Source organism: Achromobacter sp. 46006 (assembly GCF_059761975.1).
On sequence record NZ_JCBANN010000099.1, the window covers coordinates 1 to 11,921 of the forward strand.

An 11,921-nucleotide genomic window follows, 5' to 3' on the forward strand; every position below is an offset into this window, starting at 1 on the left:
GCCCCGCCCAGCGCCGGCCCGGCCGAGAAGGCCGCGCTGCGCGCCAGTTCCAGCCAGCGGTTGGCCTGGCCCAGGGCCGGCGCGGCGACCAGGGTCGGCACCAGCGCCGGCGCGGCCACGTTGTAGGCCACGGTGCCGACCGCGCCCAACAGGCCCAGCGCCGCCAGCCAGCCCAGGCTCAAGCCGTCCAGCGCCAGCAGGGCCAGCAGCGCCAGCAGGCTGGCGGCGCGCACGCATTCGGCGCTGGCCATCAGGGTACGGCGCGGCAGGCGATCGGCCAGCACGCCGGCGGGCAGCGACAGCAGCAGGAAAGGCAGGGTCTGCGCGGTCTGCAGGTAGCCGGTCTGGGCGGCGGTGGCGCCCAGCGCCAGCACCGCCAGCAGCGGCGCCGCCGCCAGCGCGATCTGTTCGGAAAATTGGGCGGCCAGGTTGGAACTGGCGAGCCGGCGAAAGGCCGGGGGCAGGGCGGGCATGGCGTGAGGGGCGGTGGCGCCGCGCAAACGGCAAGGGCCCGATCATGGCCGGGCCCCGCGCGTGTTGCACTCCGTTAATTGCCGTCGCCGGCCGGCGGCGTCAGGGAATCGGTGGATAGTCGCCGAAGCCGTCCGGCCAAGGGGTCAGGACCTCGTAGCCGGTGTCGGTGACGACCACCATGTGTTCCCATTGGGCCGACAGCGAGCGGTCCTTGGTGACCACGGTCCAGCCGTCGGGCAACTGCTTGGTCTGCGGCTTGCCGGCGTTGATCATGGGCTCGATGGTGAACATCATGCCCGGCTGCAGCACCAGGCCCTCGCCGGGGCGGCCATAGTGCAGCACCTGCGGTTCGTCGTGATAGATCTGGCCAATGCCGTGGCCACAGTATTCGCGCACGATGCTGAAGTGCTCGCGGTGCGCCACCGTCTGGATGGCGTGGCCGACGTCGCCCAGCGTGGCGCCGGGCCTGACCGCCATGATGCCCGCGCGCATGGCTTCGTAGGTGGTGTTGACCAGCCGCCGCGCCAGCGGGCTGGGCTGGCCGACGAAGTACATGCGGCTGGTGTCGCCGAACCAGCCGTCCTTGATGACGGCCACGTCGATGTTGAGGATGTCGCCGTTCTTGAGCACCTTGGCCGACGGGATGCCGTGGCAGATCACGTGGTTGGCCGAGGCACAGATGGTCTTGGGAAAGCCGTGGTAGCCGACGTTGGCCGGGATCGCCTTCTGCACGTTGACGATGTAGTCGTGGCAGATGCGGTCGAGTTCGTCGGTGGTGACGCCGGGGCGCACGTGCTCGGCGATCATGTGCAGCACTTCCGCCGCCAGGGCGCCGGCGCGCCGGGCCATGGCGATGTCGGCGGCGGACTTGATGGAAACCTTGTGCGCCATTTACGCGGCCTCCTGCTGGCCGGCGGGGATCTGTCCCTGGGACAGGGCGGCGATGCTGAAGCCTTCGGCCTGCTCGATGCGGATCAGCAGTTGGCAGATGTCGGCGTGGCGCAATTCGGGGTAGAGCTCGGACAGCATGCCGATGCGCATCCAGTGTTCGGCCTGCGCGTTGATCGAGCGGCTGAGCGCGCCGCTGGCCACGCGCAGGTTTTCGTGCATCTGCTCGGAAATCTTGACGATGCCCATGGTGAGTATTCCATATATGATTTGTATATGAAACGTATGGTATCGCAACGCTGGGGCTGCCTGCAAATCGGTCGGGCCGCGCAGGTCGGGCCGCGCCAGGCCGGGCCGCGTTTGCGCTGGCGGGCTTTAAAATTTAATCCGGGTAATATTGACGGATTAATTTAATCCGGGTAAAAATTGTGCCCTTCCACAACCAAGAAGGACGCAAGCATGACCGTATTCGACCTGAACACCGGCGCCACCGCGCCGCTGGCCGACGAAATCGACCTGACCGACCTGCCGGTGGACGGCGCGCTGCCGGCCGGCCTGGATGGCACGCTGGTGCGCAACGGCCCCAATCCGTTGCGTGGGCGCTTCGAGGGCAATGACGTGCTGTCGTGGTGGCCGCAGGCGGCGATGCTGCACGCGATTGTCCTGCGCGATGGCCGTGCCGCCGCATACCGCAACCGCTGGGCCCGCAGCCGTCTCTGGGCGCGCGAGTACGCGCCCGCCGACGCCGCCGGCCTGCCGGACACCAACCCCAACGTCAACGTGCTGCGCCACGCCGGCGAGACCCTGGCGCTGGCCGAAGGCGGCGCGCCGCTGGCGATGACGGCGGACCTCGACTTCCTGGGCGCCAGCCGCCGCCATCCCGGCCTGGCGGCCGGCATGACCGCGCATCCCAAGATCGATCCCGTCACAGGCGAGCTGATGAGCTTTCGCGCCCACTGGGAGCGCCCCTGGCTGCGCTATGGCGTGACAGGCGCCGACGGCCGGCCGCTGCTGGACCAGGAGATCGAGGTGCCCGGGCCGTCGATGATGCACGACATGGCCATCACCGCCCGCCACAGCATCCTGCTGGACCTGAACGTGGCGTACGACTTCTCCATGTTGTCGCGCGGCCACCGCATGCCGCTGCGCTGGCACGACGAACGGCAATCGCGCCTGGGCGTGATCGCGCGCCACGGCGGGCCGGTGCGCTGGTTCGAGGTGGCGCCGTGTTTCATCCAGCACGTGGTCAACGCCTATGACGCCGATGAGGCCACGCTGGTGCTGGACGTAGTGCGCTATCCGCATTACCTGCGGCTGGCGCCCGACGGCGCCGCTTTCGAGGAAAACCCGCTGGGCGTGCTGTGGCGCTACGTGATCGACCTCGCCGGCGGGCGTGTCAGCGAACGCGCGCTCGATGACGCCGGCATCGAATTGCCGCGCATCAACGAAAGCCGCACCGGCCATGCCTGCCGCTACGCCTATGCGGTGCATCAACCCAATAACCGCGAGATGCGCGGGGTGGTGCGCTACGACCTGGAGACGGGCGCGCGGCAGATGTATTCGGTGCCGCCGGGCGACCAGAACAGCGAGCCGGTGTTCGTCCCGCGCCCCGGCGCGCGGCACGAGGATGACGGTTGGGTGCTGGTATGCGTCTACCGGCGGGAGGGCGACCGCAGCGACGTGGTGGTGCTGGACGGGCGCGACATCGGCGCCGGGCCGGTGGCCACGGTGCGCCTGCCGCGCCGGATTCCGGCGGGTTTTCATGGCGCCTGGTTGCCGCGCCAGGCGGGCGACGTGTGAGTGCAGCGGCCGGGCGTCTGTCCCGGCCGGCGTCCGCGCCAGTCTCTATAATCGCGTGCAGCGGTCGGCCCTTGCGGCGGTCGGCCGCATCATGGCGTTTGCGCCGTGCAGATACGTTGGCGGTTCCGCCAAACGTATAAATAACTCCTGGCCGCTCCCTCGTTTTATCCCGCTCCCCCTACCTAGAATTCTTGAGGCGTCTGCCCGTCGGCGCCGCGTCCGCTTTTCATTCCCGGAAGAATCGCGCCAGCCGCCGTGGACCGCGGCGGCTGGCGCACGTACAGGTAGTAGTCATGACCCTATTTCGAAAGGGGCCCTCGTCCCGCCGCATCTCGAACAAAAACAAGCGCGGAAGACAAAAATCGGCTGCGGGCGCGACGGAACGGGTAGGGGACTCGGCCGCATTGACCGGCATGCCCGGTCACGCCGCATGTACGCCGTTCCGCCTGCACGCGACGACCGCCGCGCTGTGTGCCGTCCTGGCGTTCGCCGGAGCGGTTCCGGATGTGCTGGCCTCCGGCTCCGAGGAAGAGGGGGCGCCGGCCGATGTCCCGATGGCGGAAGACGGCACCGACGGGGTCGCCATCCGCCTGACCGGCGGCGCCAGGCAAGTCAAGCTCGAGCCTGGCGGAGGCATCGAAGGCGATATCGTACTGTCGCATGACGACAAGACGCTCACCCCGCCAAAATTGTCCATTCTCAACAGCGGCGACGAATCCGTCCGGGTAACCGGCGGCCTGGACGTCGGGACGGGGGCCGAAGTCGGATTTGCGGGCAATCCCCTCGGGCTGGATGGAAATGTCACGCTGCATGACGGTTCGGCCTTGGTCCTGCGCGGCGCGCTGCAAAGAGAGACGCCCGCCGCCAGCTTCAGCGCCGGCAAGGTTTTCCTCGGCCAGGACGTCACGCTCTCGCTGTCCGGCATCGCTCACCGGATCTTGCGCGACGCGCCGCTGTTCAGCGCGGCCGGCGGCATCGAGGGCGACTTCGCCCGGCTGCTGTCGGACGGATATGAAAGACGGGTCGATTACCTGACCTTGACCACCAGGAAGTCCGAGGACCAGACGCGTTATCTGGCGGACTATGACCTGACCTGGCTGGACAGCAGCGGCCGGTCCCACGGCACGTTCACCGTCGGTGCCGACCTGTCCGACACCATTGGCGCCGACCTGCATGACATGGCCGCCAATGGCGCCAGCGGCTGGGACGGCAGGAGCCTGACCAAGCGCGGAACGGGCGCGCTGACGCTGACGGGCGACAGCACCTACACCGGCGGCACCACGGTTGCGGCCGGCACGCTTCGGATCGGCGACGGCGGCCTGACCGGTTCCGTCACAGGAAACATCCGCAACAATGCCGCGCTGGTCTTCGATCGCGGCAATGAAGTGCTCCACGCGGGGGGCATATCCGGCGTGGGCACCGTCACCAAGCAAGGCGCCGGCACGTTGACCCTGACCGGCAACAACACCTACACCGGCCTGACCTCCGTCGACGCCGGCACGCTGCGTATCGGCGCTGGCGGCACGACCGGCGTTGTGGCGGGCGATATCGCCAACCAGGCCACGCTGGTCTTCGATCGCGGCGACACGGCGGCCTACGCCGGCGTCATCTCCGGCGAGGGGGCGATGATCAAGAAGGGCACCAACACGCTGATCCTGACCGGCGACAACACCTATACCGGCCCGACCACGATCGAGGGCGGCGCGCTGCGCATCGGCAACGGCGGCGCGACCGGATCGCTGGCCGGCGATATCGCCAATGCCGGCACATTGGTCTTTGATCGCGGCAACGCGCTGACGTACACGGGCGTCATTTCCGGCCCCGGGGCGGTCAGCAAGATCGGCGCCGACGCGGTGAATCTGGCCGGCGCCAATACCTACGACGGCGACACCACGGTCGGCGCCGGCACGCTGGAATTCGGCCGGGCCCTCGGCGCCGCCAATACGCTGGGCGGCGGCATCACCGTGGCTGGCGGAGCCACGCTGGCCATCCATACGCCGGCAACGGTCGACATGGCCGGGGCCGCCGTCCTGAACGACGGCGCGTCCCTGTCCATCACAACGGCGCGCGCAGCGGAAGGCGAGCCGCCGGAAAGCTGGCGGGTCAAGGCCGTGACCATCGGCAATGGGGTCACCTTCAATCTGTCCGGCGTCGCGGCCGCGAGCGCGACCGACACCGCGCTGTTCAGCGCCACCGACGGCGTGATCCAGGGTGATTTCGCCCACGTCTTCATTGGAGGCAAGGCCGACGACGGTGACCCAGCGGCCCCGGGCGTGCGTATCACGGATTTCCTGACGCTGCGCACCCGCAAATCCGACGACGGCAGAAGCTACCTGGCGAGTTACCAGCTCTCCTGGTTCGATACGCCGGCCAGGGCGCACGGCACGTTCCTGCTCGGCGCGGACGAGGAATTCGACGTTGGCGCGACCTTGAGGCGGATGCGAGCCAGCGGCGACTGGGATGGCAACAGCCTGACCAAACGGGGCGCGGGCACCTTGATCCTGAGCGGCGACAACAGCTATTTTGGCCTGACCACCGTCGAAGCAGGCACGCTGCGCGTGGGTTATGGCGGCGGCACCGGCTCGGTGAATGGCGACATCGTCAATCGCGGCGAGGTGGTTTTCGACCGCGGCAATGGGCTGACATACCCGGGCGTGATCTCCGGCGGCGGCGTCGTGACGCAGGCCGGCAGCGGCACGCTGACCTTGACCGGCGCGAACACCTATACCGGCGGCACCAGGATCCTGGGCAGCACGCTGCGGATCGGCGACGGCGGCGCAACCGGTTCGGTGGCGGGCGATATCTTCAACGATGGCGGCCAGTTGTTCTTCGCCCGCGGCGACGACGTCACCTATGACGGCGTGATTTCCGGCACGGGCAGCGTTTTCAAGGGCTATACCTTCGATGACGGGGTGCAGTACGGGGCCGGCACGCTGACGCTGACCGGCGATCACACCTACACCGGCAGAACCACCGTCATCGCCGGCACGCTGCGGATCGGTGATGGCGGCGCCACCGGTTCCCTGGCGGGCAATGTCCTCAACAGCGCCGCGCTGGTCTTCGACCGCGCCGATGCGGCATCCTACGCGGGCATCATTTCCGGCGTGGGCACGGTCACCAAGCGAGGGACCAACACGCTGACCCTGACCGGCGAGAACACCCACTCGGGCCAGACCCTCGTCGAAGGGGGCGTGCTGCGCCTGGGCGACGGCGGCCTCACCGGTTCCGTGGCCGGTCCGGTCCTGTTGTCCGGTGACGCCGCGCTGCATTTCGACCACGGCCGCACCTGGCGGGGCACCTACGACAACGTGATTTCGGGTTCGGGTTCGGTCACGCTCACGAACGGCATGCTGATCCTGACCGGCGACAACACCTACACCGGCGGCACGCGCATCAGCAACCGCGACAGCACGCTGTTCGTGGGCTACAACGGCACCTCTGGTTCCGTGGCGGGGGATATCGTCAACGATGGCGGCAAGCTGTTCTTCGTGCGCAGCGATGACGCGACGTATGACGGCGTGATTTCCGGCACGGGTGAGGTCTACAAGGGCTATACCGTGGACGCCAGCCCTCGCGGCGACGGCACGCTGACCCTGACCGGCGACCATACCTACACCGGCAGGACCGCCCTGGTCGCTGGCACGCTGCGGCTGGGCGACGGCGGCGTCACCGGCTCCATCGCGGGCAATATCCTCAACAACGCCGCGCTGGCCTTCGATCGCAGCGATCCAGTGACCTACGCGGGCGTCATCTCCGGCGGGGGCAGGGTCGCCAAGGACGGCGACAATGTCCTCACCCTGACCGGGGGCAACACCTACACGGGCGTGACGACGATCAACGCCGGCACGCTGCGCATCGGCGACGGCGGCGCGACCGGCGCGGTAAGAGGCGATATCGTCACCCATGCCGAGCTGGTCTACGACCGCAGCGGCGCGGTGACCTACGCGGGCGCCATTTCCGGCGAGGGCACGGTTACCAAGAAGGGGACCAACACGCTGACCCTGACGGGCAACAACACTTATACCGGCCTGACCACGCTCGAAGGCGGCACGCTGCGCATCGGCAACGGCGGCACGACCGGGTTCGTGACCGGCGATATCGCCAGCGCCGCCACGGTGATCTTCGATCGCAGCGACGCGGTGACGTACTCCAGCGCCATGTCCGGCGCCGGGGCGCTCGTCAAGAACGGCGCCGAGGTGCTGACCCTGACGGGCGCCAATACGTATGGCGGCGACACCAGGGTCACCGCCGGAACCCTGAAGTTCGGCGATGGCGTGTCCGCCACGGCCAACACGCTGGGCGGCGCCATGACCGTGGCCAGCGGGGCGACGCTGGACGTTCATACGCCCGTCGCGGTGAATCTGGCCGGAACGGCATCCCTGCGGGACGGCTCGGCGCTGATGCTGCGCGACGCGCTGCGCAACCCGGTGCCCGCCGTCAGCCTGACCGCGGGCAAGGTGATCCTCGGCGCCGACGTCACTCTCTTTGTGTCCGGCATCGCCGACCAGATCCGGCGCAGCGTGTCGTTGTTCGAAACAGACGGCGGCATCGAGGGCGACTTTGCGCGGGTGATCTTCGACGGCTACGAAAGAAAGGTCGACTACCTGACATTGGCCGCCAGCAAGTCCGAGGACCTGATGCGCTATCTGGCCACCTATGACCTGAGCTGGCTGGACGAGAGCGGCCAGGCGCACGGCACGTTCACGCTCGATCCGGGCGTGGCGGACACCGTCGACGCCGACTTGCATGACATGGCCGCCAATGGCGCCACGGGCTGGGATGGCCGGAGCCTGACCAAGCAGGGCACGGGTACGCTGACGCTGACGGGCGCTGGCACTTACACCGGCGGCACCACGATCGCCGCCGGCACGCTGCGTATCGGCGACGGCGGCGTCAGCGGCTCCGTCGCGGGCGATATCCTCAACCATGCCGCGCTGGTCTTCGACCGCGCCGACGCGGCGGCGCACGCGGGCGTCATTGCCGGCGAGGGCACGGTGGCCAAGCGCGGCGCCGGCACGTTGACCCTGACCGGCAACAACGTCTACACCGGCCTGACCTCCATAGAAGCCGGCGTCTTGCGCATTGGCGATGGCGGCGTCAGCGGCTCCGTCACGGGCGATATTCTCAACCATGCCTCGCTGGTGTTCGACCGCGGCGACGCGGCAGCGCACGCGGGTGTCATTGCCGGCGCGGGCACGGTCGCCAAGCGAGGCGCCGGCACGCTGACCCTGACCGGCAACAACCTCTACACCGGCCTGACCTCCATCGAAGCCGGCACGCTTCGCATTGGCGATGGCGGCACGGCCGGGGCCGTGGCGGGCGACATCGCCAACGACGCCACGCTGGTCTTCGAGCGTGGCGACGCGGTGAGGTACGCGGGCGTCATTTCCGGCAGCGGCACGGTCATCAACAAGGGAACCGGCACGCTGACCCTGACCGGCAACAGCACCTACGGCGGCTTGACCCGCATCGAAGCCGGCACGCTGCGCATTGGCGATGGCGGCACGGCCGGGGCCGTGGCGGGCGACATCGCCAACGACGCCGCGCTGGTCTTCGAGCGTGGCGACGCGGTGAGCTACGCGGGCGTCATTTCCGGCAGCGGCACGGTCACCAAGAAGGGGAGCAACACGCTGACCCTGACCGGCAACAGCACCTACAGCGGCCCGACCCGCATCGAAGCCGGCACACTGCGCGTCGGCAACGGCGGTACGGCCGGGGCCGTGGCGGGCGACATCGCCAACGACGCCGCGCTGGTCTTCGAGCGTGGCGACGCGGTGAGCTACGCGGGCGTCATTTCAGGCAGCGGCACGGTCATCCACAAGGGAACCGGCACGCTGACCCTGACCGGCAACAGCACCTACAGCGGCCCGACCCGCATCGAAGCCGGCACGTTGCGCATTGGCGACGGCGGCACGGCCGGGGCCGTGGCGGGCGACATCGCCAACGACGCCACGCTGGTCTTCGAGCGTGGCGACGCGGCGGCCTACGCGGGTGTCATTTCAGGCAGCGGCGCGGTCACCCACAAGGGTACCGGCACGCTGACCCTGACCGGCAACAGCACCTACACCGGCCTGACAACCGTCGAAGCCGGCACGCTGCGCATTGGCGACGGCGGCAATACCGGTTCCCTGGCGGGCGACATCGTCAATCATGGCATCCTGGCGTTTGAGCGCGGCGATGATGTGACGTATGGAAGGCTGGTTTCCGGCACGGGGGCCCTGGTCAAGAATGGCACCAATACGCTGACTCTGGGCGGCGCGAATACCTATTCCGGCACCACCCGCGTCGAGGCCGGCACGCTGAAAACCGGCGTCGTCAACGCATTCGCGCGAACCGCGGGCGTGATGATCGCGCGCGACGCCAGCCTGAATCTGGGCGGCTACAGCCAGATCATCTCGCAACTGGATAACAGCGGCGTCATCCTGTTCAACGACCTGGGCGCGCCCGTATCGATGGCCGGCCTGACGGTCGCCGGAAACATGAAGCACAGCGGCATGCTGGTGCTCAATACATGTGCCGATTGCGCGGGTCAGGTCTATACCCAGGCTGGCGATTGGGTGGGCGATGGCGGCACCGTTTCGTTCGGCGCGGTGCTGGGCGGCGATGACAGCGTCACGGACAAGCTGATCATCGGCGGCGCGGCGAGCGGCACCACGTACGTCACCGTGGCCAACGAGGGCGGCGCTGGCGCGCAAACGGTGGAAGGGATCGAACTGATCCGCACGGCCGTGTCCACGGAAGACGCCTTCGTGCAACGCGGCCGCATCGCGGCCGGCGCCTACGACTATTTCCTGAGAAAAGGATCGGCTTCCGGGAATAGCCCGAACAGTTGGTACCTGACCAGCCTGGATATGACGCCCGAACCTCCCACGGAGAACCCCGAACCTCCCACGGAGAACCCCGAACCTCCCACGGAGAACCCCGACGTTCCTCCGGCCGACGACGGTGCGCAAGTCCCGGAGTTCCCCCCGGTTGACGACGGGGCCCAGGTCCCCGAGGTGCCCCCGAGCGATGATGGCGCGCAGGTTCCGGAGCTCCCCCCGGTTGACGATGGCGCTCAGGATCCCGAGGTTCCCCCGGTCGATGGTGGCGCGCAGGATCCGGAGGTTCCCCCGGCTGACGATGGCGCGGACCCCGCCGATCCCCCGCCTGGCGCGGACACGGCCGACCCCACCGATCTTCCGGTCGATGACAAGGCCGACCTTCCCGACGCACCCGTCGATACGCCGCCAGGCGGCAATTCCGAGGGCAATGCCAACGCGGTCCATGTCTTCCGCCCCGAAATCGGCAGCTATGCCAGCAACCTCGCTGCCGCGAGCGTGCTGTTCAACACGAGCCTGAGCGACCGTGAAAGTGGTGAATCGTTCGACCCTGTGACGGGGGCGCGCCGGCACGCGTGGGCCAGAACGGCCGCCGGACGCAGCCACGGGAACATGTCGGATGGGCAGAATCACTTCACGGCCGACCGTAGCGTGCTGCAGATGGGCAGCGCCATCGCAGGCGGCACGTTCACGGGCAAGGACGGTTGGCGCCTGGGCGTCATGGCCGGCTACGGCAATCAGCACAGCAAGACCCGTAGCCGCCTGTCTGGCTATCAGTCGCGCGGCGCGGTCGAAGGCTACAGCGCGGGCCTGTACGGTACCTGGTATCAGGATGCGCTGACGCGTCGCGGCCTGTACGTGGACGGCTGGGCGCTCTATAACCGGTTCGACAATACGGTCGCGGGCGATGGGTTGGCCAAGGAGACGTACCAAAGCCGGGGTGTCACCGCGTCCCTGGAGTCGGGCTTGCTGCTGGAGGTCGGTTCATATACCTCGGACGGCGGCACGGAGAACCGTTTCCGCTTCCGGCCACAGGCGCAGGTGTTGTGGTCCGGCGTGAAAGCCGCCGATCACACGGAGCACACCGGCACGCGCGTGCAAGGCATGGGCGCCAACAACGTGCAGACGCGCCTGGGCGCGCGTTTGTCGGTGAGTAGCGGCCGTCAGTCGTGGGGCCCTGGCACCACGGGCGCATTCGAGACCTTCCTGGAAGCGAATTGGCTGCACGCGTCCAAACGATATGGCGTGATGCTGGACGGCGTCGGCGCCACGATCCAGGGTAGCCGGAACGTGGTCGAATTGAAGGCGGGTGTAGACGGACATTTGACCGAGCGCCTTAGGGTGTCGGCGATCGCGACGCGGCGGCAGGGCGGCCAGGGGCTGCGCGCCATCCAGGGCGGGGTGACCATGACCTTCCGCTTCTGAGCGGCTGCGTCCGGTGTGCTCTCCGGGGTCCGCGGCCGTGGTGGCCGCAGCCAGCGCCGTGTGTCAGCGGCTCTTGGCGCGGCCCCGCTTTTTGGCGGGTCCCGCACGCGGAGCTTCCTTGACGGGCGGCGCGGCCGCGGTGACCTGTTCCATCCAGGCCAGCGCCTCGGTGTACGCCACGAACTGCTGCAGGTACCCCGGCGACAGTTCGCGCATCAGCGACAGCGCACGGTGCACCAACTGATTGGAATTGAGCGGACCGGCGTTCTTGTGCACCTGCTCCTGGGATTGGCGCACTTGCCGGTCGGCGCTCAGGCCGGACCAGATCAGGCGCAGTTCGTCCAGTACCGGCAGGTCGGGGTAGGCGTCGCGGCGCGCCTGCGCGGCCAGGGCGTCGGCCTCGTCGCCGGGCGCGCCGGGGTAGGCCAGGTATGCCGCCAGTTGCGCCAGCGGCCCGCGCGGGGCGGGCTTGGCCGCGGCGGCGCCCGCCGCGGGGGCGGCAGCGTCCTGCTG

General features: G+C 68.6%; 6 protein-coding genes. 2 read left to right on the forward strand and 4 right to left on the reverse strand.

Annotation, left to right across the window (positions count from 1 at the left end):
* The 3 genes from AC6LKG_RS25615 to AC6LKG_RS25625 all read right to left on the reverse strand — a co-directional run.
* On the reverse strand, positions 1-473 hold a 473-nt coding region (locus AC6LKG_RS25615), incomplete at its 3' end, for an MFS transporter (RefSeq protein ID WP_498169623.1).
* Positions 474-573: 100 nt separating this feature from the next.
* On the reverse strand, positions 574-1,365 hold the full coding sequence (gene map / locus AC6LKG_RS25620; RefSeq protein ID WP_498169626.1) for a type I methionyl aminopeptidase: 792 nt from the start codon (positions 1,363-1,365) through the stop codon (positions 574-576).
* Positions 1,366-1,611, reverse strand: a complete 246-nt coding sequence (locus AC6LKG_RS25625; protein WP_498169629.1) for a ParD-like family protein — start codon at positions 1,609-1,611, stop codon at positions 1,366-1,368.
* Positions 1,612-1,821: 210 nt separating this feature from the next.
* Between AC6LKG_RS25625 and AC6LKG_RS25630 the strand changes: the two genes are divergently transcribed.
* Complete coding sequence (locus AC6LKG_RS25630; RefSeq protein WP_498169632.1) at positions 1,822-3,162, forward strand: carotenoid oxygenase family protein; 1,341 nt, start codon at positions 1,822-1,824, stop codon at positions 3,160-3,162.
* Positions 3,163-3,575: 413 nt separating this feature from the next.
* On the forward strand, positions 3,576-11,408 hold the full coding sequence (locus AC6LKG_RS25635) for an autotransporter-associated beta strand repeat-containing protein (RefSeq protein ID WP_498169635.1): 7,833 nt from the start codon (positions 3,576-3,578) through the stop codon (positions 11,406-11,408).
* 63 nt (positions 11,409-11,471) lie between these two features.
* Here the strand turns inward: AC6LKG_RS25635 and AC6LKG_RS25640 are convergent.
* A partial coding sequence (locus AC6LKG_RS25640) for a DUF2894 domain-containing protein (RefSeq protein WP_498169637.1) occupies positions 11,472-11,921 on the reverse strand: 450 nt, incomplete at its 5' end.